The sequence below is a fragment of the Comamonas sp. lk genome (assembly GCF_900564145.1).
Lineage (GTDB): Bacteria > Pseudomonadota > Gammaproteobacteria > Burkholderiales > Burkholderiaceae_C > Comamonas.
This window is the reverse complement of sequence record NZ_UOOB01000001.1, coordinates 3,943,894-3,967,404: the sequence shown is the minus strand read 5'-3', so window position 1 is coordinate 3,967,404 and position 23,511 is coordinate 3,943,894. Positions and strand designations below refer to the sequence as shown.

The 23,511-nt window shown below is 61.5% G+C and carries 24 protein-coding genes; 11 read left to right on the top strand and 13 right to left on the bottom strand.

Annotated elements, in window-relative coordinates; translation table 11 throughout:
- The first annotated feature begins 207 nt into the window (after nt 1-207).
- The 3 genes from EAO39_RS18100 to EAO39_RS18090 all read left to right on the top strand — a co-directional run bounded on the left by EAO39_RS18100 (nt 208) and on the right by EAO39_RS18090 (nt 3,269).
- Nucleotides 208-567 (top strand): hypothetical protein, encoded by a 360-nt coding sequence (locus tag EAO39_RS18100; RefSeq protein WP_120970296.1) that lies wholly within the window; start codon nt 208-210, stop codon nt 565-567.
- Between the two features lie 163 nt (nt 568-730).
- On the top strand, nt 731-1,606 hold the full coding sequence (locus EAO39_RS18095) for a neutral zinc metallopeptidase (RefSeq protein WP_120970295.1): 876 nt from the start codon (nt 731-733) through the stop codon (nt 1,604-1,606).
- Nucleotides 1,607-1,820: 214 nt separating this feature from the next.
- Entirely contained in the window at nt 1,821-3,269 is a 1,449-nt protein-coding gene (locus EAO39_RS18090; RefSeq protein WP_120970294.1) for a DEAD/DEAH box helicase, read from the top strand.
- Between the two features lie 57 nt (nt 3,270-3,326).
- Here EAO39_RS18090 and EAO39_RS18085 read toward each other — a convergent pair whose 3' ends face one another.
- Nucleotides 3,327-4,178 carry a symmetrical bis(5'-nucleosyl)-tetraphosphatase gene (locus EAO39_RS18085; protein ID WP_120970293.1) on the bottom strand — a complete coding sequence of 284 codons (852 nt, stop codon included), beginning with the start codon at nt 4,176-4,178 and terminating at the stop codon, nt 3,327-3,329.
- A gap of 1,340 nt (nt 4,179-5,518) precedes the next feature.
- Here EAO39_RS18085 and EAO39_RS18080 point away from each other — a divergent pair.
- A complete protein-coding gene (locus EAO39_RS18080; RefSeq protein ID WP_120970291.1) occupies nt 5,519-5,806 on the top strand; it encodes an H-NS histone family protein in 288 nt (95 codons plus the stop codon).
- A 158-nt stretch (nt 5,807-5,964) separates the two neighbouring features.
- On the top strand, nt 5,965-7,155 hold the full coding sequence (locus tag EAO39_RS18075) for an FAD-dependent monooxygenase (RefSeq protein ID WP_120970289.1): 1,191 nt from the start codon (nt 5,965-5,967) through the stop codon (nt 7,153-7,155).
- A 69-nt stretch (nt 7,156-7,224) separates the two neighbouring features.
- Here EAO39_RS18075 and EAO39_RS18070 read toward each other — a convergent pair whose 3' ends face one another.
- Both EAO39_RS18070 and kynA read right to left on the bottom strand, forming a co-directional pair.
- Complete coding sequence (locus EAO39_RS18070) at nt 7,225-8,484, bottom strand: MFS transporter (RefSeq protein WP_120970287.1); 1,260 nt, start codon at nt 8,482-8,484, stop codon at nt 7,225-7,227.
- A gap of 116 nt (nt 8,485-8,600) precedes the next feature.
- Complete coding sequence (gene kynA / locus EAO39_RS18065) at nt 8,601-9,476, bottom strand: tryptophan 2,3-dioxygenase (protein WP_120970284.1); 876 nt, start codon at nt 9,474-9,476, stop codon at nt 8,601-8,603.
- A gap of 170 nt (nt 9,477-9,646) precedes the next feature.
- Here kynA and EAO39_RS18060 point away from each other — a divergent pair, with 170 nt between their 5' ends.
- Both EAO39_RS18060 and EAO39_RS18055 read left to right on the top strand, forming a co-directional pair.
- Nucleotides 9,647-10,492, top strand: coding sequence for a methylated-DNA--[protein]-cysteine S-methyltransferase (locus EAO39_RS18060; protein ID WP_120971242.1), 846 nt, complete (start codon nt 9,647-9,649; stop codon nt 10,490-10,492).
- A 104-nt stretch (nt 10,493-10,596) separates the two neighbouring features.
- Nucleotides 10,597-11,535, top strand: a complete 939-nt coding sequence (locus EAO39_RS18055; protein WP_120970282.1) for an AlkA N-terminal domain-containing protein — start codon at nt 10,597-10,599, stop codon at nt 11,533-11,535.
- Here EAO39_RS18055 and kynU read toward each other — a convergent pair whose 3' ends face one another.
- The 6 genes from kynU to EAO39_RS18025 form a co-directional block, all read right to left on the bottom strand.
- Nucleotides 11,536-12,843, bottom strand: coding sequence for a kynureninase (gene kynU / locus EAO39_RS18050; RefSeq protein WP_120970279.1), 1,308 nt, complete (start codon nt 12,841-12,843; stop codon nt 11,536-11,538).
- Between the two features lie 73 nt (nt 12,844-12,916).
- Nucleotides 12,917-13,549, bottom strand: a complete 633-nt coding sequence (gene kynB / locus EAO39_RS18045; protein ID WP_120970276.1) for an arylformamidase — start codon at nt 13,547-13,549, stop codon at nt 12,917-12,919.
- A gap of 103 nt (nt 13,550-13,652) precedes the next feature.
- Nucleotides 13,653-15,032 carry an amino acid permease gene (locus EAO39_RS18040; RefSeq protein WP_120970273.1) on the bottom strand — a complete coding sequence of 460 codons (1,380 nt, stop codon included), beginning with the start codon at nt 15,030-15,032 and terminating at the stop codon, nt 13,653-13,655.
- Nucleotides 15,033-15,131: 99 nt separating this feature from the next.
- Nucleotides 15,132-15,935, bottom strand: coding sequence for an AraC family transcriptional regulator (locus tag EAO39_RS18035; RefSeq protein ID WP_346427106.1), 804 nt, complete (start codon nt 15,933-15,935; stop codon nt 15,132-15,134).
- Nucleotides 15,932-16,570, bottom strand: coding sequence for a LysE family translocator (locus EAO39_RS18030; RefSeq protein ID WP_120970270.1), 639 nt, complete (start codon nt 16,568-16,570; stop codon nt 15,932-15,934). The genes EAO39_RS18035 and EAO39_RS18030 overlap by 4 nt, the downstream gene beginning before the upstream one ends.
- Nucleotides 16,571-16,637: 67 nt before the next feature.
- Nucleotides 16,638-16,958, bottom strand: a complete 321-nt coding sequence (locus EAO39_RS18025; protein ID WP_120970267.1) for a YkgJ family cysteine cluster protein — start codon at nt 16,956-16,958, stop codon at nt 16,638-16,640.
- Nucleotides 16,959-17,203: 245 nt separating this feature from the next.
- On the opposite strand from EAO39_RS18025, the gene EAO39_RS18020 reads away from it, so the two are divergent.
- From EAO39_RS18020 to EAO39_RS18010, 3 genes are read left to right on the top strand one after another with little or no spacing between them, the layout of a single operon-like run.
- Nucleotides 17,204-17,548, top strand: a complete 345-nt coding sequence (locus EAO39_RS18020; protein WP_120970264.1) for a FeoA domain-containing protein — start codon at nt 17,204-17,206, stop codon at nt 17,546-17,548.
- 56 nt (nt 17,549-17,604) lie between these two features.
- Complete coding sequence (locus EAO39_RS18015; protein WP_120971240.1) at nt 17,605-19,524, top strand: ferrous iron transporter B; 1,920 nt, start codon at nt 17,605-17,607, stop codon at nt 19,522-19,524.
- Nucleotides 19,525-19,551: 27 nt separating this feature from the next.
- The gene (locus EAO39_RS18010; RefSeq protein ID WP_120970261.1) at nt 19,552-19,746 is read left to right on the top strand and encodes a hypothetical protein; all 195 of its coding nucleotides are present in this window, start codon (nt 19,552-19,554) and stop codon (nt 19,744-19,746) included.
- A 251-nt stretch (nt 19,747-19,997) separates the two neighbouring features.
- On the opposite strand, the gene EAO39_RS18005 is transcribed toward EAO39_RS18010, so the two are convergent.
- The 4 genes from EAO39_RS18005 to EAO39_RS17990 form a co-directional block, all read right to left on the bottom strand.
- Entirely contained in the window at nt 19,998-20,357 is a 360-nt protein-coding gene (locus tag EAO39_RS18005) for a YkgJ family cysteine cluster protein (RefSeq protein WP_120970258.1), read from the bottom strand.
- A 103-nt stretch (nt 20,358-20,460) separates the two neighbouring features.
- The gene (locus EAO39_RS18000) at nt 20,461-20,715 is read right to left on the bottom strand and encodes a hypothetical protein (protein WP_120970255.1); all 255 of its coding nucleotides are present in this window, start codon (nt 20,713-20,715) and stop codon (nt 20,461-20,463) included.
- A gap of 38 nt (nt 20,716-20,753) precedes the next feature.
- A complete protein-coding gene (gene argF / locus EAO39_RS17995; RefSeq protein WP_205589441.1) occupies nt 20,754-21,677 on the bottom strand; it encodes an ornithine carbamoyltransferase in 924 nt (307 codons plus the stop codon).
- Between the two features lie 20 nt (nt 21,678-21,697).
- Nucleotides 21,698-22,894, bottom strand: coding sequence for an aspartate aminotransferase family protein (locus tag EAO39_RS17990; RefSeq protein WP_120970248.1), 1,197 nt, complete (start codon nt 22,892-22,894; stop codon nt 21,698-21,700).
- Nucleotides 22,895-23,170: 276 nt separating this feature from the next.
- On the opposite strand from EAO39_RS17990, the gene EAO39_RS17985 reads away from it, so the two are divergent.
- Nucleotides 23,171-23,497, top strand: coding sequence for a DUF3579 domain-containing protein (locus EAO39_RS17985; protein WP_120971239.1), 327 nt, complete (start codon nt 23,171-23,173; stop codon nt 23,495-23,497).
- The last annotated feature ends 14 nt before the right edge of the window (nt 23,498-23,511 follow it).

Sequence of the window (23,511 nt, the reverse complement as noted above, 5' to 3'; positions counted from 1 at the left end):
GATCCGTCGTTATTGAAGCAGCGCTTGTGGCTGTGACTGTACACAGGCTGAGCGCGAACGCAAACGCCTGAGCCGACGCGATTGTCGTAACTGCTTACAAAAATCCGCTGCAACCGCTGCTTGCCGACAAGCGGCTCAGACAAAGACGCGGCCGCAAGGCAGTTGCAGCGAGCACAATAGCGGCCGTTACATCAACGGATTTTCTTCATGCTCGGTCTCCCCTCCCGCTCTGGACAACGCAAGGAACCCAGCTGGACTCAGGCGCCTTCCAGTGGCGCTCAAAGCGAGCCGGTGTGGAAAGACGATGTCAGCGCTGCAGCCCACGAGCCCAGTCGCCACCAGGGGCTGGCCCCGCGCAAGGCTTACCGCTTTTGGTTCAGCTTGGTGCTGGCCGTTGCCGGCTTGCTGGCGGTGGCGTATTTGCTGCTAAGCATGGTGGAGGTGGTGGAAGAACAGATGGCCCGCAACCAGCCTCAAGCCCCTTCGGCTGCGGCACGCCCGGCCATGACCCTGGTTTCCAGTCCGGACGGTGGCGCCAGGTCCGTGGGCGGTCCTGTCACCAGATAAGCATGGCAGCCGGTCCAATTGTCAATAACGGTGGCTGGCGGAAAAATGGCTTCAGATTCAACACAACATGGATGCCAGGCTTGCTCAGGGCTGGTGAAAGGCAACACATGCCGCCGGCCTTGCAACTTAGCGCTTGTGGCATCAAAACCAAGGAGTAAGCACCATGCGATGGGAAGGTAACCGCGAGTCGGACAATGTGGAAGACCGCCGTGGCGAGGGCGGTGGCGGCGGTGGTGGCTTTGGCCTGGGCGGGCGCAGCATTGGCATTGGTACGGTGGTGCTGGCGCTGATTGGCTGGGGAGTGTTCGGCATCAACCCGCTGACCACGATTGGCGTGCTCTCCGGTGGAGGCTCGCCTCAGGTGCAGCAGGCTCCAGCCCAGCGCCCGGCGGGAAATGACCAGGGGGCCAAGTTCGTCTCTACCGTGCTGGCGTCGACCGAAGATGTGTGGACGCAGATGTTCTCCCAGGGCGGCGCTCAGTACCAGCCGCCAAGGCTGGTGCTGTTTACCGGCGTTACACGCACGGCCTGCGGTACGGGCCAGTCGGCCATGGGGCCGTTTTACTGCCCGGGTGATCAAAAGGTCTATCTGGACATGGATTTTTTCAACACCATGAGCCGCCAGCTAGGTGCTCCGGGTGAATTTGCCCGTGCCTATGTGGTGGCCCATGAAGTCGGTCATCACGTGCAGAACCTGCTGGGGATTTCAGGCAAGGTGGATGCCATGCGTGGCCGCGTGAGCGAGCGCGAGCAAAATGCCATGTCGGTACGCCTGGAGTTGCAAGCCGACTGCCTGGCCGGCATCTGGGCCAACAAGTCCCAGCAGGCCAAGAACTGGCTGGAGCAGGGCGATATCGAGTCGGCCGTGAATGCAGCCCAGCAGATAGGCGACGACAAGCTGCAGCGCGAAGCCACCGGCACGGTGCGCCCGGACAGTTTTACCCACGGGTCGAGTGCCCAACGCGTGCGCTGGTTCACCCAAGGCTACAAGACGGGCAGCGTCAAGGCCTGCGATACCTTCTCGGCGCAGCAGCTTTAAACCTCTCAAGTTCTGCAAAAAAGGCGTGTGATGCTTCACACGCCTTTCTTTTTTGTGTGTCACCATGGCGTTGACTTCGGGTTATCCCGGCTGTTTGCACGGGATATATCTGACGTTTTCCCCTCTGTAGCGCCATGCAGTGGTGCAGTAAAAGAACACTGCTTTCCAGCAGGCAAGCGCGAAAAATGCACTCGGTGCGACAATAACGCCCTCAATGACAAGCTCTTTCTCCAATCTTCACTTGGCTGAGCCCCTGGCGCGCGCCGTGGCCGACATGGGCTATGAGTCCATGACCCCAATCCAGGCGCAAGCCATTCCGGTCGTACTGACCGGAAAGGACGTCATGGGTGCTGCCCAGACAGGCACCGGCAAGACGGCAGCGTTCTCGCTGCCGCTGCTGCAGCGCCTGATGCGCCATGAAAACGCCTCGGCCTCGCCTGCTCGCCACCCTGTACGCGCTTTGGTGCTGTTGCCCACGCGTGAGCTGGCAGATCAGGTGGCGCAGCAGATTGCTCTGTATGCCAAGCACACCAAGCTGCGCAGCACCGTGGTGTTTGGCGGCATGGATATGAAGCCCCAGACCGCCGAGCTCAAGCGCGGAGTGGAAGTGCTGGTGGCAACGCCAGGCCGTCTGCTGGACCATATCGAAGCCAAGAACGTGGTGCTCAACCAGGTGGAATATGTGGTGCTGGATGAGGCCGACCGCATGCTGGACATCGGCTTTCTGCCCGATCTGCAGCGCATTCTGTCCTTCTTGCCCAAGAGTCGCACCACGCTGCTGTTCTCGGCCACCTTCTCGCCCGAGATCAAGCGCCTGGCCGGCAGCTATCTGCAGGATCCGGTGACCATTGAAGTTGCCCGTCCCAATGAAACGGCTTCCACGGTGGAGCAGCGCTTTTACAAGGTGACGGACGACGACAAGCGCTATGCGATTCGCTCGATTCTCAAGCAGCGCAATATTCGCCAGGCCTTCATCTTCTCCAACAGCAAGCTAGGCTGTGCACGCCTGACGCGCGCGCTGGAGCGCGACGGACTGCGTGCCACGGCTCTGCACGGTGACAAGAGCCAGGACGAGCGCCTGAAGGCTCTGGAAGCCTTCAAGGCCGGTGAAGTGGACCTGTTGGTGTGTACCGATGTGGCGGCGCGTGGCCTGGACATCAAGGATGTGCCGGCCGTGTTCAACTTCGACGTACCGTTCAACGCCGAAGACTATGTGCACCGCATCGGCCGTACCGGCCGCGCTGGCGCATCAGGTTTGGCCGTGACCCTGGTGACCGATTCGGACAGCCGCAATGTGGGCGATATCGAGAAGCTCATCAAGAAGAAGATCGATGTGGAAGTCTGCCCTATGGAAGATTTCCGCCCGGCCCGTCAAAGCCGTTCGGGCGAGGAATTCCGTCCTCGTCGTGAGCGTGGCGAGTACGAGCGCAGCGAAAGCCGTGCCCCTTCGTCCTCCAGTCACAGCCATCGTCCCTCGCGCATGGCTCAGCGTTCGGCCAATAGCGATCCATTCTTTGACAAGCCCTATGTCTCGACTGCAGCCCACGAGCCCGCAGCCTGGGAAAGGCAGATTGCCGCCCCGGTGAAGGGCGTGAGCAGCAATATCAAGCCCAAGCGCAAGATTGCTGCGCTGTTCAAGGCTCCGGTGGCCCCTCAGCTTTGAGGCCCACGCCGCCATGAAAAACGCCTGCGTGATGCAGGCGTTTTTGTTTGCGGGCGCTCAGTGCTGGCCTGGCACCTGTGCTTGCGGGCATTGCAGCTGAATCAACTCGCGCTCCGACAGCTTGTCGCCTATGCGCATCATGCTCAGGCATCCTCCCCAGACGCAGCCGGTATCCATGGCCATCAAGTCAGCTCGATTGACATGACCCAACGTGGACCAGTGGCCAAAAGCGATGAGCGTGTCGGCAGTGGCACGGCCAGGTACATCAAACCAGGGCATCAGCCCCTCTGGCGCTTGCTCGGCCGATTCGGCGCTTTCAAAATCCATTACTCCATCGGCAGAGCAAAAACGCAGACGGGTGAAGGCATTGACGATACAGCGCAGACGGTCATCGCCTTGCAGACTGGGTGACCAACGATTGGGCTGATTGCCATACATGTGCTGCAGAAAAAGCGCGAAGTCGGGGCTTTTCAGCACGGCTTGTACCTCGGCATCCAGTTGCAGGCTGTCCTGCACGCTCCACCGGGGCAGTACACCGGCATGCACCATGAACAATTGCTCACCAAGTGCATTGGTGTGCAGGCGGCTCAGGGGCTGCTGGCGCAACCATTCAAGCAACTGCGCACTATCGGGCGCTTCAAGCACCTGATTGAGCGTGTCGCGTTTGCTCTGGCGGCGTAAGCCCTGCGATGCGGCCAGCAGGTGCAAATCATGGTTGCCCAACAGAGCACGCATGGAATCGCCGGCCTGCATGCAGCGGCGCAGAACTTCGGCCGATTGCGGGCCGCGATTGACAAGATCGCCGAGCACATAAAGTGTGTCCCGACTTTCGGAGAAGTCCACGGTTAGTAGCAAGCGCTCGAAAGCGTCGTAGCAGCCCTGGATGTCGCCTATGCAGTAAAGCGCCATGGTTGTCTTTCTTGTGTACGAAGGATGGATTTTCTGCTGATCGCAGCTCCATGGTGCGTTCGTTATACAGATAGCTGACGCGGGGCAGGCAAACTTGGCTTGGAAGGCCATCCAGGCAATTTTCGCCTTTGGAGTCGCTCAACATAAGCTCAATGGGCTGGCTTTATGGGATTTTGAGCGAAGCTGCGGTCATTGATTGCATCGTGTCCCGGAGGATATCCCCGGGGTTATCTACATCGGCGACTTCAATAACCGCCATTGCCATGCTGGTTATTGTTATCACTTTTGTAACGATAATTTATGCTGGATCAGTTTTTGCGCGAATAGTTCGCTTGTCTCTGGAACTGACTGCAAGCGCTATTGCCTCTTCCATGAGCTCAATTGCGTCTGTAAAAAAGTCATTTGTACGACTATTGCCATTCTCGATGCATGCTGTTTTGACATTGCGGTACATAAATGAATCTAGCAACAATTCAATGGTCGCGGAGAAATTGCCGGTAGTTTGGAAAACGGCGGCTAAGCTGGATTGATGGAGGTCCAAGAATTTCCAATCGGACAAACGTTTTTCGTCTACAAGACTGCTCTTTGGTCATCTTTGATGTGGTCGCGCTCCGATGCGAATGAGCTGAAGGTTGCGCAGGCGGTGCATGTGATGGCTAAAAGCGGTGAAACATATGGACACCCCTGGTATCCGTCTGTCATGTGACGCTTGACGGAACTCTGTGCTGTGAGTGTGATCAAGTTGCTGGTCTTTGATACAGAGAGTCAGGCTTTTCTGTGAAAGCATGTACTTGCTTCCTCACTCCTGACTGAAACTTGAAGCGCCCTGCAATTGCAGGAGATGTGCTGGCCCAAATCGGGCGCACGGCGTTTTGATTGAGTACTGTGGTGGCTATGGTTTGCTGATCAGCGATCAGCGCCAAAGTTGTGAGTGCTTGAAGAGGTCATGGGCTGGAAGGAGCGAGAGAGATATGGCCGGGTCTTTGCTGGCTAGACTGCTGGAGATTGAGGAATTGAAAATCAGGCTGGGTATTCGAAACCAATTGACGAAATAAAGAGCAGATATAACAAAGTGACGGTTTTGAGGGAGGCTGAACGCGATTGTTTGCACCATTTTGGTGAAAAGTGCAGGATGACGCTAGAGTTTTTGAGGTGATTGATCTGGATGGGAAAAGGGTGGATAAAATTCTGGCAAACAAGAACTGCGTTAATTAAATTAATTACACAAAGTTACCTTTGTGTAATTTGAATATTGTGGTTTGTGCGTATAGAAAAAATGTGAGCGCTCATTAATTCTCCGTATAATAATATTTCTTAAATCAACAATTGAAGCGCATATCATGAGCACATACAAGGAACTGCTAAAGCAAAAGCAAGATCTGGAACAGCAAATCAACGAAGCTCGTACCCGTGAACTCGCTGATGCTGTGGCCAAGGTCCGTGCATTGATCGAAGAATACGGTCTGACTGCCGAAGACGTTTTCCCTCCCGCACGTGCGCGCTCCGCTAATGCCGGTGCCAAAGTGGCTCCCAAGTACCGCGATCCCGCAACGGGTCAGACTTGGACTGGCCGTGGCAAGCCGCCAAAGTGGATTGCTGATCAGGACCGCGAACAATTCGCTATCTGATCGCCATTCGCTGCGCAAGTTGAAAGAGCCCGCCTTATAGGTGGGCTTTTTTCATGGGCTTGGAATATGCAGAGATCCATGAACATATGGCTGGGTGTTTTGATCTGACTTGATCAAGCAGCGCTAACCGGGCCTGCGCAAGGCGGCACAATATTCATATGAATAAGCAGGTGTTGATTGCAGGCGGCGGCATTGGCGGCCTGGCCACGGCGATTGCGGCGGCGCGCTCCGATTGGGATGTGCGCCTGTTTGAGCGGGCCGCACAGTTTTCCGAGGTCGGTGCAGGTATTCAGCTGGGGCCGAATGTGATTCGCTGCCTGCAAGCCTGGGGTTTGCAGCGGCCTTTGCAGCAGGTGATTGCATCGCCTACGGCCTTGCGGGCCTGCAGCGCGGTGTCGGGCCTGGAGCTGGGGCGTTTGCCGTTGGGCTCGGACATCGTTCATCGCTATGGCGCAGCCTATGCCACGATTCACCGGGCCGATCTGCACAGCCTGCTGCTGGCGGCGCTGCAACAGCAGTCGCAGGTGCATCTGAACCTGCAGCAGTCGGTGGCCTCCTATACCGATCAGGAGGGCGTGATCACCATACGTACCGATGCTGGAAAGCTGATTGAAGGCGATGCCCTGATCGGTGCCGACGGTGTACGCAGTGCCGTGCGCGCTCAGATGCTGGGCGACGGCCCGCCACGAGTCACCGGGCATCTGGCCTACCGCGCCATGGTGCACCAGGCACAGCTGCCCAAACGTCTGCGCACCGGCGAGGTGACGGCCTGGCTAGGTCCGCAGCTGCATGCGATTCAATATCCGGTGCGGCGCGGCGAGCTGCAAAACCTGGTGGTCATTGTGAGCGGGCCGCCGCCCGATGATCTGGATCACTGGGATCATTCCGCCAATCTGCCCGATTTGCTGCAGCACCTGAAAGGTGTTTGCGGCTATCTGCAGGATCTGGTGCAACATGTGCCGGAGGCTGGCGGCGAATGGCGTTTGTGGCCGGTGGCAGACCGGGTCCCGGTCTCCTCTGCGTCCCAGATGGCCCAGGGCCTAGTGGCCCTGGTAGGGGATGCCGGCCACCCCATGCGACCCTATCTGGCCCAGGGTGCGGGTATGGCGATCGAGGATGCGGCAGAGCTGCAAAGAGCGCTGTCCATGCACGATCTGGATGTGAGCTTGCGCCTGCGCCGCTATGCGCTGAATCGCTGGCAGCGCAATGCGCGGGTGCAGGAGCGCTCCCTGCGCAATGGCCGTATCTTTCATGCGACCGGCCCTATGCGCTGGGGGCGGGATCTGTCTTTGCGCGCCCTGGGCGGGCGCATCATGGACGTGCCCTGGCTCTATGACGGCGGGAACTGAGTAGCTATAAAAAACATAGCTACTTGCGCAAAGATATTCAAGGCCTGAGCCTTGTTTTCCTTGAAATTCTCAATGCACCGCTTTTCTAAGCATGGGCGAAGCCTGGATGAATCGATACGCCAGTGCGCCGGATACCAGCATGGCCGCAATCATCAGCATCACGGCCAGATAGATGTCCGAGCCCTGGCGCTCGGCAAAGCCGGCCACTACACCCGATAGCGACTGCATCAGGGCCGCGCCCAGAAACATGGCCATGGTGAAGATGGATAGTGCCCGGCCCGTGGTCTCGCGCGGGTAGGAGGAGCGCACATCGGCATACAGCAGGGCGCCATAGCCTGAGAGCACGCTCATGAGCAGCAGCAAGAGCACGGTCAGCACAGGGTGATGCACCAGTGCCAGCGCCGTGAAAATGCCGCCCATGAGCAGGGCAAAATTGAAAATACGCGTGCGCCGCTGGGTGGGGCCGGGGTCCACGCGCCCGAACATGGACGGCGCAAACAGCGAAATGACCGATGCCGCCAGCGCCACGTTGCCGGTGGAGACCAGTGAGAACTGATAGCGGTCCATGAGCATGGGGCTGAGCCACAGGCCTCGCACGGTGAGAAAAGAGGCATAGCTGACCATGCCCAGCAGCACAATGCCCCAGGTGTGGGGCAGCAGCAGCAGGCTGCCAAAGCCTTTGAGCGCTTCCATGAAGCTGGGTTTGGGCAGCGCATCGCTGGCCACCACCGGCTCATGCACACGCAAAAAAATCAGCAACCAGGACAGCACGCACAGCACGGCCAGCAGGCCAAAGCCGGTGCGCCAGCCATAGTGCTGCACCAGCCAGGCCAGCGGCGTGCCGGTAAACAGCAGACCCAGGCCGCCCAGGCCCAGGGCCACGCCGGAAATGTAGGCGAATTTTTCGGGCGGGAAGTGGCGCGCGATAAACATGGTGGAGGCCAGAAAGGCCGGCGAGCAGCCCACGCCTATCAGCAACTGGCCCAGCATCAACCAGGAATAGCTGGGCGCCATGGCCGACAGGGCCGCGCCTGCAATGGTCAGCGGAAAGGTCAGCAACACGGTCTTGCGCAGGCCGTAAATATCCATGCCTATGCCCATCAGCAACTGTGCCACGCCAAAAGACAGGCCGAACAGCCCGGCAAACGAGCCCAGGGATTGGGCGGAGAGGCCGAAGTCGGTGCGCAGCCCGTCGGCCATGATGGAGGCCGTGGTGCGAAAAGCCTGGCTTAGCGCAAAGCCGGTGAGCAGGCAGACCAGCATGGCCCAAACGTTGGAGAAGGGGGCGGGTTTGCTGGCGGGGCGGGAGGCGCTCTGAGCGGAAGGCATGGGGGAGATTGTTGCGATGTTAGATTTTTCTCGCAGCCTAAAGAATTCAGGCTGCCCGCGCTGTCACCAAAGAGCAGCAGGGGCAGCCTGAATGGCGACGGCTTGTTTCGACCGGCTTACAGTTCGGTGCGCAGGCTCCAGATTTCAGGGAACAGCACCACGTCCAGCATCTTCTTGAGATAGCTCACGCCGCCGGTGCCGCCGGTGCCGCGTTTGAAGCCTATGACGCGTTCCACGGTGGTCAGGTGGCGGAAGCGCCACAGGCGGAAAGCGTCCTCGATATCGGCCAGCTTCTCGCCCAGCTGGTACAGATCCCAGTATTTGTGCGGGTCGCGGTAGACGGTGATCCAGGCCTGCTGCACGCCTTCGCTGGCCTCATAGGGCTGGGTCCAGTCGCGCTGCAGGCGGTCTGCCGGCACGTCAATGCCTTCGCGGGCCAGCAGTTGCAGCGACACGTCGTACAGCGACGGCGCTTCGTAAGCCGCTTGCACCTGTGCCAGCAGATCGCTGCGGTGCTCATGGGGCTTGAGCATGGCGGCATTCTTGTTGCCCAGCGAAAATTCGATGCTGCGGTACTGGTAGCTTTGAAAACCGCTGGATTGGGCCAGGTAGGGGCGCATGGCCGTGTACTCGGGCGGCGTCATGGTCGAGAGCACCGTCCAGGCGCTGACCAGCTGCTCCATGATGCGCGACACGCGGGCCAGCATCTTGAAGGCGTCGGGCTTGGTCTCGCCCGAGGCATTGGCAATCGCTGCCGTGGCGGCGCGCACCTCGTGCAACATCAGCTTCATCCACAGCTCGCTGGTCTGGTGCTGAACGATGAACAGCATTTCATCGTGCGCAGGCGAGAGCGGGTGCTGGGCCGTGAGGATTTGATCCAGATGCAGATAGTCGCCATAGCTCATGTCGCGGCTGAAATCGAGCTGGGCTTTTTCATCGCGAACAATGGCTGCGCCGCCATGCATGGGGCAGCCGGAGGATTCGGTAGTCATGTCAGAGTCGTTCGTTATCGTGTGCGGTGCGCGCAGCGTAACCCAAACCCGGGCCGTCGCGTTAGCTCGCTGACATCGCTTTGATGGCGCGCCGCTGCAAAAACGTGGATGCACGCGGTTTTCTTCTTGCGTACAGTGGCTGCAACCCTGTGGCGATTGAAGCAAAAATCATGTCCGATAACCCCATCATCACTCAATGCTGCCGCTGGCTGGAGAGCGAAGAGCCCGCTCCCACGCTGGCCGAACTGGCCTGTCGCGTGGGTCTTAGCTCCTGGCAGCTGCACCGGGCCTTCAGTCGCGCCACGGGCTTGACGCCCAAGGCCTATGCCAACGCCCAGCGCGGCCAGAGTCTGCGCGCCGCCTTGCAGGCCGACCAAAGCAGCTCGGTGACCGATGCCGCTTATCTGAGCGGCTATGAAGCCAGCAGCAGCTTCTATAAACATGCGAGCACCATGCTGGGCATGCAGCCCAAGGCCTTCAGGCAGGGCGGCGCGAGCCAGATCATTCACTTTGCCGTGGCCGAATGCTCGTTGGGCAGTCTTGTGGTGGCCAGCACGGGCAGAGGCGTGTGCTGCGTGCTGCTGGGCGATGATGCCCAGGCCCTGGTCGATGATTTGCAGCAACGCTTTGCCGCCGCCGAGTTGGTGGGGGCCGATGCGCAGTACGAGCAGACGGTGGCGCGGGTGATTGCCTTGATCGAGCGGCCGGCCTTAGGCCTGGCGCTGCCGCTGGATATTCAAGGCACGGCATTTCAGCAGCGGGTGTGGCAGGCGTTGCAAGGCATTCCTGCCGGCCAGACCATCAGCTACTCCGCGCTGGCCCAGCGCCTGGGCAAACCCCAGGCCGCCCGTGCCGTGGCCAGTGCGGTGGCGGCCAATCCGATTGCCGTGGCTGTGCCCTGCCACCGCGTGGTGCGCAATGACGGCAGCATCTCTGGCTATCGCTGGGGGGTGGAGCGCAAACGGGCGCTGTTGCTGCGTGAAGCTCAGCAGGCCCAGCAGGCCAAGACCGCGTAACTCTCGCTTTGATAGCGGATAGTGCTGGTATTGAATCCATTTCCAATTAAATAGTGTTTGAAACCTATATCTGAAATGCGCTACCCGCTCTCAAAATCATAGAAATGATGGTTGACACACACTGTGAGATCGAGCTGCCGGCGCATTACCGTTGGCAGGAATTCGCGGCTTTTCATGGGCGCGATGGCCAGGGTCTGGCCGAATGCCTGGATCAGGAAGGCCGCAGCCTGCACAAGGCTCTGCTGCTGCAGGGGGAGCCGGCTTGCTTGCAACTGAGCTGGGATGAGCGCCATGTGGCGGTGCAGCTGCACGGCACGGCGGCCCACCAGCATCTGGAGCAAGCCGAGCTGCAAGCCATGGCCCGACGCATGCTGGGCCTGGCCTATCCGCCGCAGGCGCTGGATGCCGCCCATGGCCGTCACCCGGAGCTGGGCCCTTTGCTGGCGCGGCAGGCGGGCCTGCATGTGCCGGGTACGCCCACGCCGTTTGAGGCGCTGACCTGGGCCATCATGGGTCAGCAGATCAGCGTGGCCGTGGCCATCTCGTTGCGGCGCAAGCTCATCGCACTGGCCGGTGTGCCGCTGGATCAGGCTGCCGGTGAGCCGCTGCTGGCCTATCCGGATGCGGCCCGTGTCGCCAGGCTGGATGTGGAGAGCTTGCGCGCCAACCATTTTTCCCAGGCCAAGGCCCAGACCCTGCTGGCGGTAGCCCAGGCTGTGACCTCGGGTCAGCTGCCGCTGGATGACTGGGCGGTGCAAAGTGCTGCGGGCTGGTCTGCCGACCAGGTGCAGGAGGTGGAGCAGCGCTTGCTGGCCATCAAAGGCATAGGCCCGTGGACGGTGAATTACACCTTGCTGCGCGGCTACGGCTGGCCCGACGGAAGTCTGCACGGCGACGTGGCCGTGCGCCGCGCCATCGGTCTGTTGCTGCAAAAAACAAAGCCAGATGCGGCCGAGGCGCGCATCTGGCTTGATCAATTCCAGCCCTGGCGCGCCTTGGTGGCTGCGCACCTATGGGCATCGCTGAGCAATACGGCTTTCTGATCAGGTCACGGCGTTGATCTGGTTGAACTCGGCTTTTTGCCATTCGCCCGATTCCAGCACCTGGCGCAGATGCTCCACGGCATTCCACACGTCTTCAAAGCCCACGTACAGCGGCGTGAAGCCGAAACGCAGAATGTCCTTGTGGCGGCCGGTGCCGCCATCGCCCTTGCGGAAGTCGCCGATCACGCCGCGCGCGATCAGCGCCTGCACGATGGCATAGGCACCGCTGTCCTTGCCAGCCACGCCCAGACCTTCATCGCGAGTCAGGCAGACCTGGGAGCCGCGGGCTGCATGCTCGCGCGGGGTGGCCAGGCCCAGGCCGTAGCCCTGGCAGCGCTCTTCGACCAGGCGGATGAACAAATCGGTCAGGGCCAGTGATTTCTGGCGCAGGGCCGACATGCCGCCAAACTGCTCGGCTTCGGTATAGATGTCGATGCCGCACTGCAGCACGCTCATGCTGATCATGGGCTGGGTGCCGCACAGATAGCGCTGAATGCCCTGGGCCGGGTGGTAGTCGGGCACGAATTTGAAGGGCTCGGCATGCCCGAACCAGCCCGACAGCGGCTGCCAGAAATGGTTGATCAGGCGCGGATGGGCCCAGACAAAGGCCGGCGAGCCCGGGCCGCCGTTGAGGTATTTGTAGCTGCAGCCCACGGCAAAGTCGGCATTCGCAGCCTTGAGGTCGATGGGCACGGCGCCTGCGCTGTGGCACAGATCCCAGACGCAGAGAATGCCCTGGGCATGGGCGGCGGCCGTGACGGCCGCCATATCGTGCATGGCGCCGGTGCGGTAGTTCACATGGGTGAGCATGGAAATTGCCACATCGGTCTGCAGCGCGCCGGCGATTTCCTCGGGCTCCAGCAGCACCAGCTCCAGGCCGTATTCCTGGCAGACGGACTGGGCGATATAGAGGTCGGTGGGGAAGTTGCTGCGCTCGCTGATCAGTTTTTTGCGCTCGGGTGCATCTTCACGGGCAATGCGGGCAGCGGCGCTGAGCACCTTGTAGAGATTGATGGAGGTGGTGTCGGTAAACACCAGCTCGCCCTGGCCCACGCCCAGCCAGGGAGCAAATTGATTGCCCAGACGCTCGGGCAGGGTGATCCAGCCGGCCTTGTTCCAGGAGGTGATGAGGTCCTGACCCCATTCCTGCTGCACCACCTGGGCGGCGCGGGCGGCGGCGGCCTTGGGCTGGGCGCCCAGAGAGTTGCCGTCCAGATAGATCACGCCTTCGGGCAGGGCAAAGCGCTCACGCAGCGGGCGCAGCGGGTCCTGGGCATCGAGTGCGCGGCAGTCTTGCAAGTTAGTCATTGTCTTCCTCTATTTGTTTTGATAGCTGTCAGCGCAGATGGTAGCTGGGCTTGGGGCTGATTTTTCTTGAAACTCAACGCAGAGCGCGCAACACGGCGCGCACCGGGGAGGCATCGGCCTCGCTGAGCTTGAGCGGCAAGGCAATCAGTTCGTAATCGCCTTCGGCCACAGCGTCCAGCACCAGATTCTCCAGCACGCGCAGGCCGCGCTCGCGGATCACCATATGGCTGTCCAGACTCTTGCTGCTGGCCGGGTCGATGCTGGCCGTATCTATGCCGATCAGCTGCACGCCGAGATCGGCCAGCTTCTTGACGGTCTCGGGCGCATAGGCGGCAAGGTCCGGGTCCCAGACCGTGGGGGCGTTTTGGTAGGTGCGCACCAGCACGCGTGCGGGCAGGTCGGCGTCAACAGCGTGCTCTATATGCTGCCACTCGATCAGCGGGCCGCAGCCTATGGCATGAATCACGCGGCAGGGGCCGAGAAAGGCGTTCAGATCAACAGCGCCAATGGCCGCGCCCTGCGCGTCATAGTGCAGCGGCGCATCGGCATGGGCGCCCACATGGGGGCTCATGTGAATGGCGCTGACATTGACCGGGCAGGCCGGGCCGATGGTGGCGCACCACTCCTGGCTGTAAGGCGTATCGCCCGGAAAGACCGGTGCGGCGGGATGGATGGCGGGAGAAATATCCCAGATCTGGCGAGTCATGGTGTGGCTAGCAATGTCTATGTTTCAGCAGAGGTTTGGCAAGTGGCGCAGTTCAAGCGAGTGACACCGAGCAAGGGCCTAGGCGGCCCCGCCGCCCCGCCGCTCAGGGGGTGACCTTCTTCCTCCTATACCAGACAGCATAGATCACCACCAGCACCACCAGGAACGGCACGCCCACCAGGGTGGTGGTGCGGAACTCCTTGGTAAACAGCGTGGTGATGATCACGCCGGCCATCAGCGCCGCACCCAGCAGGGTGAACACCGGAAAGCCCCACATGCGGAACTGCAGGCGCTGGCCCGGGTGTTCGAGCTGCCAGCGGGGGCGGAAGAACAAATGGGTGACGAAGACCATGAACCAGGCAAACATGGCGCCGAACATGGCAATCGACATCATCAGCTCCAGCGACTCCTGGGGCTTGAAGTAATTGAGCACCATGGCCACGGCCATGCCCAGGCAGGAGACGGCAATCGCACCCAGCGGCACGCCGCGGCGATTGAGGCTGCCCATGGCGCGGGGCGCATAGCCGCCGCGCGAGAGGCTGAACATCATGCGCGAGGTGACGTAGAGCTGGCTGTTCATGGCCGACAGCGAGGCCAGCAGCACCACGAAATTGAGCACATGGGCACCGCCAGGAATGTGCAGATATTCCATGACCTTCACAAAGGGGCTGGTGTCGGTGCTGGCATGATGCCAGGGCACGATGGCCAACATCAGGGCCAGAGACAACAGATAAAACAGCACCAGCCGCAGCACCGTGGTCTTGAAAGCCGAGGTGACAGCCTGCCTGGGGTTTTCGGCCTCGCCGGCCGCAATGGCAATGGATTCCAGGCTCAGGTAGCTGAAGATGGCCACGATCACGCCCACCCAGGTGCCCCAGAGTCCGTTGGGGAAAAAGCCGCCGCCCGCCGTGTAGTTGGCAAAGCCCACGCCTTCGGGGCGCGAGCCGAACACCACATAGGCTCCGATCAGGATAAAGGCCACGATGGCCGTCACCTTGATCATGGAAAACACATATTCCACCTGGCCGAAGGCCTTGACGCTGGTGGCATTCACGGCGGCAAGTGCCACGGAAAACAGGGCCACCCAGATCCATTGATCGACCTGGGGAAACCAGTAAGCCATGTATTTGCCCACGGCCGTCACCTCCATGCCCACGGCCAGCACCACGGCTGCCCAGTAGGCATAGCGCACCACAAAACCTGCCATGGGGCTGATGTAGTGCTCGGCATAGGCGCCAAAAGAGCCGCTGGTGGGGTGGGCCACCGTCATCTCGGCCAGACAGCCCATGAGCAGCAGGCCGATCAGCGCGCCTATCGCGTAGCTGATGAGTACGCTGGGCCCGGCAAAGCCGATGGCAAAGGCGCTGCCCATGAACAAGCCCGTGCCAATGGCGCCGCCAATGGCAATCATGGTCATCTGGGCGGCGTTCAGTTGCTGGTGCAACCCGGTCTCGCGCTGCTGAATGCTGTCAAAGTCGGCCATATGCCCTGAAATCCCTGAGTCGCCAAAACCCGCAAGTATGAGCTGTATCGCTGATGGCGATGGCTGGCGTCGCCGATTCCCGGGCTGCTGTGCAGGGGCTCAGCGCGGCAGGGCGGCGCGGGCGTAGCTGCCCGGTGTGAGCGCGTGATGGGCCTTGAAGCTGCGCTGCAAATGGGCTTGATCGGCAAAACCCATGCTGTGTGCGGCGGCGGACAGGGTGCTGCCCTGGGACAGCAGGCGGCGCGCGCCATTGAGGCGCAGATTGAGCCGGTATGCGCCGGGCGTCACGCCGGTCGCGGCCTTGAACTGGCGAATAAAGCGCGAGGCGCTCATGCCGCAGGCCTGTGCCAGATGCAGCACGCTGGGCGGATCTTCGGGGGATTGGTGTAGATGGCTGAGCGCCAGATTGATGGCCTCGGCGTTCATGGCGGGGTTTGCGGCCGTCGCGGCCCGGCCATGCTGGCTGATCAGGGCCAGCAAGTCATCGCTGGCCCGGGTCAGCCGGGCCTGGTCTTCGCTATGGGTCTGAATCAGCGTGCATAGCTGTTCAAGCACGCCGGCGGCCCGGGGGCAGCGCAAAGCGGGCTGAACAAAGTTCAGGGCCTGCAGACCGAGGCGGGCATGTAGCCAGTCCGCATCCAGATAGAGCATGCGGTACGACCAGTGGCTGACCTGCTCGGGATTGCAGGCATGCCAGACGCCGGGTTCGATCAGCACCACATCGCCGGGTACGACCAGCCCCGGCCTCTGCGGATGCTGAAACCGGGCCTGGCCGGCATCCACAATGCCTAACGAGTACTCGGCATGCATGTGCAGACGATAGCAGTGCGCAGAGTTGCGGCTGACCCTGAGCTCGGCCCAGGCCAGCAGGGCATGGCGATAGAACTGGTGGCTGGTGTTCATGATGGCAGCATCATGCCTGCAACACTGGCAAGCAGCAGGGCGGCGAGCAACTGGTGAAACCCATGCTGGCGCCTGGCGTTGCACAGCCAGCGGCTCAAGGCCTTGCCCAGTACGGCCCAGAAGCCGACACCCAGCAGGCAGGCGAGCAGGGAAATCAGGCATAGCGCATACAGGGCGCCGGGTATGGGCTCGCTTTGCGGGAGTGTGAATACGCCCACGGCCGACAGCGCAAACAGCCAGGCTTTGGGGTTGAGCAGCTGTATGGCCGCCCCCTGGGAAAACAGCTGCCAGGCGCTTTGCTTTGGCGGGCGTTGCTCATGCTCGGCTTCCTTGACTGGAGACTTGGCCAGCAGCCATGCCAGGCGCAGCAGATAGGCGGCGCACAGCCACTGGGCGGCGGCAGCGAATGCCGGCATTTTGAGCAGTAGTTGCTGTGCGCCTTGGCCCATGCACCAGACGATGGCGGCATAGCTGGTGCTGGCGCCCAGCACATACACCATGGCCGCAGCTGCGCTGTGCTGGCCGTGGCGCAAGGCCATTACATTGACCGGCCCGGGGGTGATGGCGCCGACCAGGGCAAAACCGGCCATGGCCAGCAAGGAAGAAAGAAGAGGGGTGAGGGAAGGCGTGAGCATGCCCTCAGTCTGGAAGGCGATGCCGGTTTTGTATTGAACGCAATTGCGCGCCGGTGAGGCGCTGGCTTTAGACCAGGCCGCTGTCCAGTGCCGGCATTCCATGGCGCAGGCGCACCCGGTTGCAGGCGTCCGAGCCGGCGGAAAACTCACGGCAGGGCGAGGGTCGCCACTCGTAAATGCCGCAACTGGCTTTTTCGCCCACCTTGCCCACCAGGGCCGCGCAGCGTGGGCGGGCCCAGTCCGTGCCGCGCATGCGACAGGTGTAGTCCGTGACTTCGTCGATCAGGCCCGCAGGCACGGCTCCGCCATTGTCCTGGGATTCGTGCACGGAAAAATCCACACGAAACGAGGCGCAGCAGGCGCCGCAGGTGAGACAGGGGTGGGTCATGGTGGGTTGGGGCCAAAAGCGGGCAGGGGTGGATTTTCTCTGCGTCGGCCTCTGGCGTGCGGGCGCCGGGCATAAGCCTGACTGCGCAGAAAGGAAACCTTGGGTGGCTCTGCCTCTTGGGAGAAGCAAACGCAGACTAGGCGCAAGCCACCGGGCGCATACCTGACTTCAGCGCCACCTGTTCCAAGTCGGGCACTTTGTCGTCTGAACCATAATGAGAATTAAACTCAATAAAATGCGGAGCTATGAGTATTTTGCAGTCCTCGGCCCCCGGTAGCGCGGCCCCCGTTTTACCTTTGGATGGTGCGGCTGAGTCCCTCCAGACTCAGGCTGCCACCCTCAGCCTCGACACGTTGGCGCGCAACGTAGCGGCCCGCGTGGTCGATCTGGTCAGCGCCAGCAATGCGGAGGAGCAGGAGTTGATGCTGCGCCTCATGGAAATCGGTTTCTTGCCCGGTGAGCGCGTGCGCATTGTGGCTACGGGCTTTCCCGGCCCCGACCCGCTGGCCGTGCGCGTGGGCGAAGCCACGTTTGCGCTGCGCCGCTACGAAGCCTCCAAAGTCTTGGTGGCTGTGGAGGGCAAGGCATGAACGCGCGTGAGAATCCGACGACCGAGCCAGGTGTGCAAAGCATCTCTATCCAGCCCATGAACAAGCCCCAGGGTACGACCGCGCCCGATGCGCAGGCACCGCTGCGCGCGGCCCTGTTGGGCAACCCGAACTGCGGCAAGACTGCGTTGTTCAATCTGCTGACCGGCGCCCGCCAGAAGGTGGCCAACTACGCCGGCGTGACGGTGGAGCGCAAGGAAGGCTGGTTGACCACGCCGGCCAAGCGCCGCGTGCGCTTGCTGGATCTGCCAGGCACCTACAGCTTGCACGCGCACAGCGAAGACGAGCGCATTACCCGCGACATCGTCAGCGGCCTGCACAGCCGTGAAGCGCCGCCAGAGTTGCTGATCTGCGTGACCGATGCCACCCATTTGCGCCTGAACCTGCGCCTGGTGCTGGAGGCGCGTGCCCTGGGCTTGCCCATGGTGCTGGTGCTCAATATGAGCGATATGGCGCGCCGCCAGGGCATTGTGGTGAACCGCGACAAACTCAGCCAGGCGCTGGGCATGCCCGTGGTGGAAAGCGTGGGCGTGCGCCTGGATGGCGGCAAGGAATTGCTGGCCTGGCTCGACAGCGATGCATCCCGCCAGCTCATCGTCCCTTCCAGGGAAGGACAATGGCAGGCCAAGGCCGGCCTGGGCGCCAAGGAGCAGTTGCTGAGCCTGCACCAGCAGGTGGCCGAGATCATGCGGGTGGCGGTGCAGGAACCCCAGGTGGACACCCAACGCGACGACCGCATCGACTCCGTGGTGTTGCACCCCGTCTGGGGCACGCTGCTGTTGCTGGTGACGCTGTTCCTGATCTTCCAGGCCGTGTTCAGCTGGGCCGAACCTTTGATGGAAGGTATTGAAGGCGGCGTGGCCCATTTTGGCGAATGGGTGGGCAATGTCATGCCTGAGGGCGTGTTGCGCAGCCTGCTGGTCGATGGCGTGATTGCCGGCACCGGTGCCGTGCTGGTTTTTTTGCCGCAGATTCTGATTCTGTTCTTCTTCATCCTGGTGCTGGAAGACTCTGGCTATCTGCCGCGAGCCGCCTTCCTGCTGGACCGCATCATGGGCACCGTCGGCCTGTCGGGGCGCTCCTTCATCCCGCTGCTGTCCAGCTTTGCCTGCGCCGTGCCCGGCATCATGGCCACGCGCTCCATTAGCAGCTGGCGGGACCGATTGCTGACCATCATGATCGCGCCGCTGATGACTTGCTCGGCGCGCCTGCCCGTGTATGCGCTGCTGATCGGCGCCTTCATCCCCGAGCAAACCGTGGGCGGCTTGTTCAACCTGCAAGGACTGGTGCTGTTTGCCCTGTATATCGGCGGCATTGTCAGCGCCATGGCTGTGGCCTGGGTGGCCAAGCTGGCGCGCGAGAACAAGACGCGCACGCCGCTGATGATGGAGCTGCCCGCCTATCGCTGGCCCAGCGTGCGCAGCCTGATGCTGGGCTTGTTCGAGCGTGCCCTGATCTTCCTGCGCCGCGTGGGCGGCATCATCTTGACGGTGAGTATCGTGCTGTGGTTCCTGGCCAGCTATCCGGGCGCACCGGAAGGCGTGACCGAAGGTGCCATCCGCTACAGCTTTGCCGGCCAGATCGGCCGCTGGCTGGAAGTGGTGCTGGCACCGATCGGCTTTAACTGGCAGATCGCGATTGCCCTGGTGCCCGGCATGGCCGCGCGCGAAGTGGCCGTGGGTGCCCTGGGCACGGTGTACGCACTGTCGGCCTCCAGCGACGACGCCATGGCCCAGCAGCTGGGCCCGCTGATTGCGCACAGCTGGTCGCTGGCAACCGCCTTGTCGCTGCTGGTCTGGTTTGTGTTTGCGCCCCAGTGCATCTCCACCTTGGCCATCGTCAAGCGCGAGACCAATGGCTGGCGCTACCCGCTGATCATGACCAGCTATATGTTTGGCCTGGCCTATCTGTGCAGCTTCATCACCTATCGTGTGGCAGTGGCCCTGGGTGCCGGTTAAGCGGCACCTGAAGAAAGGAAACGGCAAATGCAGGAAATCATTGTGGGGCTGATTGTGGCCCTGGCCGCCGTGGCCCTGGTCTGGCGGCTCATGCCTTCGGCGCTCAAGCGCAAGCTGGCACGGTCGCACCCCGCGCTGGCGGGCTTCGACAAGGACAGCGGCTGTGGCGGCTGCAGTGCTTGCGGTGGCGACAGCTGCGCGCCCGGCGCCAAAAAGCCTTGAGGCTTTAAAGCCGCCAAGACTGGTGAATAGCTAAAGCCTGAGCCGCTTCGCGGTGCCTCAGGCTTTTTTTTTCCGACGCGCTCGCGTGAAGCCATCAAGACAGGAGCTGATTACGCTTGTCTATCAATGGTTTCAGCGATGAACAGAGTTGAAATGCAAGATGAGAAAACGCAAGCCGCTATCAAAATTCATAGCCAGGCTCTGACATCTGCTCCGGATCCAGCGCGTGTGGGCCAAGTCGATCAAGTCGATCAAGCCGTTTCCAGCCAGGCCTCCACTTCCTGCTCCTGAAGTACGGGCAGGCCTAATTTCTCGCGCGTTTCGTGGCAGCCGTAAGACGCAAACGGAAAGTCTCTGCAAGGCCTGGAGCGCTGCTCGTAAATGCCGCAGCCCAGGCAGCCATCGCCTAGATGGGGCAGCTCGGTCAGCGCCACGCAGCGCACGGGGTGGCGCTCCGTGCCGTTCATGCGGGCACGGTTGCCGCCCACTTCATGGGCCATGGCGTCGGGCACAGTGCCGCCCATGGATTGCAGCTCGTAGACGGAAAACTCCACACGGTAGTTTTGACAGCAGGCGCCGCAGTGCAGGCAGGGGTGAATGGCTTCGTTCATCGGGGTTTCTTCGAATTTCGGGCGCGGGCAACAGGCTGGCTTCCTTCTGCGGAATCAGCTGTATCCATGGGTGATGACGCTGCGCAGCAGCAGCAGCGGCTCACTAGGTGTGGCCTTGAAGAAACTTCAGATAGAACGTGTGGATGCGCACATAAAGCGCGCGCACCCGGGCGGCAAATGGCCTGCGTGGCCCGAAAAAAGAAGGCACGCGCGTGTGGCGAGCAATGTGCGGATGGTGCAGCGCGCTGGCACCAAAACCGTGGCTGGGGCCATGGGCCAGCCGGCGTACAAATGCAAACACCGCCTGCGGGTGCGGAACCAGCAGGCGGTGTCTGAAGGGGGTGTGGCTCAGGTGCATGGGTGGGGTGGTATGCAGCTGGGCCAGGGCGTGGCAGATCAGCCGGGCTGACGGCCGATCAGCAGGTATTCCATCAGTGCTTTTTGCACATGCATGCGGTTTTCTGCCTCGTCCCAGACCACGGATTGCGGGCCGTCGATGACTTCGGCTTCCACCTCTTCGCCGCGGTGGGCGGGCAGGCAGTGCATGAACAAGGCGTCAGCCCTGGCGGCGGCCATCATCTCGGCATCCACGCACCAGTCGGCAAAAGCCTTCTTGCGCGCTTCGTTCTCGGCCTCGTAGCCCATGCTGGTCCACACGTCGGTGGTGACCAGATCGGCGCCCTTGCAGGCTTCCAGGGGATCCTTGAAGACTTCGTAGCAGCCGGGGTTGACGGGCTTGCCATTGAAGGCCAGTTGCTCGTCCACCTCATAGCCGCCGGGCGTGGACAGATGCACCTTGAAGCCCAGCAGATCGGCCGCCTGCAACCAGGTATTGGCCATGTTGTTGCCGTCGCCCACCCAGGCCACAACCTTGCCCTTGATGGAGCCGCGGTGCTCGATGAAGGTGAAGATGTCGGCCAGGATCTGGCAGGGATGGAACTCGTTGGTCAGGCCGTTGATCACGGGCACGCGCGAGTATTCGGCAAAGCGCTCGATTTTGTCCTGGCCAAAAGTGCGGATCATGACCAGATCGGTCATGCGGCTGATGACGCGGGCGCTGTCCTCGATGGGTTCGGCGCGGCCCAGCTGGCTGTCGCCGGTGGTCAGGTGGACCACGGAGCCGCCCAGCTGGTACATGCCGGCTTCAAAGCTCACGCGGGTGCGGGTGCTGGCCTTCTCGAAGATCATGGCCATGGTGCGATCGACCAGGGTGTGATGCTTTTCGTAGCCCTTGAACTTTTTCTTGATCAGGGCAGCGCGCGACAGCAGGTAGTCGTAATCGTCGGCCGTGAAATCGGAAAATTGCAGATAGTGTTTGATGGCTGTCATCGGCTGGTCTTTCATTCCGACAGGAATTGCAGGATCAGGGGCTTGAGCTTGGCCACGACTTCGTCGGCTTCGGCTTCGGTCATGATCAGCGGCGGCACCAGGCGCACCACGGTGTCGGCGGTCACGCTGAACAGCAGGCCGGCTTCGGCGCCGCGGCCCAGCAGCACGCCGCAGGGCTTGTCCAGCTCGATGCCGATGATCAGGCCCTCGCCGCGCACGTCCACCACGCCTGCCACCTCAGCCAGTTCCTGCTTGAGCTTGGCTTTCAAGTGTGCACCAATCTGGGTGGTATGTGCCAACAGGCCATCTTCTTCCATGATGCGGATGGTTTCGATGCCAGCGCGCATGGACAGGGGGTTGCCGCCAAAGGTGGTACCGTGGTTGCCGGGCTTGAGCACTTCGGCCGCCTTGCCGTGAGCCAGCAGCGCACCCACGGGAACGCCCGAGCCCAGGCCCTTGGCCAGAGACATCACGTCGGGCACGATGCCTGCCCATTGGTGGGCAAACCACTTGCCGGTGCGGCCCATGCCCGATTGCACTTCGTCCAGAATCATCAGCCAGTCATTGGCGTCGCACAGCGCGCGTACCTGCTGCATGTATTCGGCGCGCATGGGGTGCAGACCGCCTTCGCCCTGGATGGGCTCCATCATCACGCCCACGATATTGGGGTTGCCTTCGGTGGCTTGCTTCAGAGCTTCGATATCGTTGGCGGCAATGCGCACAAAGCCGTCCAGCAGCGGGCCAAAGCCTTCGCGTACCTTGGGGTTGGCCGTGGCGCTCATGGTGCCCAGCGAGCGGCCGTGGAAAGCGTGGTCATAGACCACGATCACGGGGTTGGTGATGCCCTTGTCCACGCCGTACTTGCGGGCCAGTTTGATGGCGGCTTCGTTGGCTTCCAGGCCGGTGCTGCAAAAGAAGGCCTTGTCCATCTTGGCGCGCTCGGTCAGCAGCGCTGCCAGCTTTTCCTGGCCCGGCACGTAGTAGTAGTTGGAGCAGTGGATCAGCGTGGCAATCTGTTCCTGCAGTGCAGGCACCAGCTTGGGATGGTTGTGGCCCAGGGTGTTGACCGCAATGCCGCCCAGTGCGTCGAGGTATTCCTTGCCGTTGACATCCCACAGACGGCAGCCCTGGCCTCGCTCCAAAGCGATGGGCACGCGGCCGTAAGTGGTCATCACGTGGGGTTCGGCAGCCTCGATGAAAGCGGTCATTGCAAAAATCTCCTCTAGCGGGACAGTCAGTTGCGCAGTGGGATGGAAGGTTTGTTCCTGCACTGCAACATAAAAAATTGCGAGGTCCGATTCTAGAGTGCCCGGATAACCCCAACATTGCGCTTTGCGCATCGCAGCCATGCAATGAGCCTACGTCATACTAGGGTTGACATGCTTTGGCTGACCCCAGCTCTTATGCAAGAGCTAGAATAATCTATTGGGCATGTAGGCGGCGACCCCGCCCCGATGGCCCCGGATCCTTTTGGCGCATATTTGATGGTTACCCCTTCCAGCAAAGAACTGTTCATTCTGGGTATGACCCAGTCCGGCAAAACCTTCCGACCCAGCGACTGGGCCGAGCGATTGGCGGGCGTGATGAGCCAGTTTCGGCCTGGCGGCGCCTGCGCAGGCAGCCATCTGAGCTATTCGCCCTGGTGTGTGCCTACGGTGATGAATGGTGTCAAGTGCGTGGTGGTCAATCGCGATCTGCGGGACTACGAACCCATGGCCTGGGACTTCTGTCTGAACTTCGCCAAGGACAACGATCTGCAAGTGGCCGAAGCCTGCCTGCTGCCCGATGAGGTCGCAGCGAACAAGGGCTGAAAATATCTCTGCTG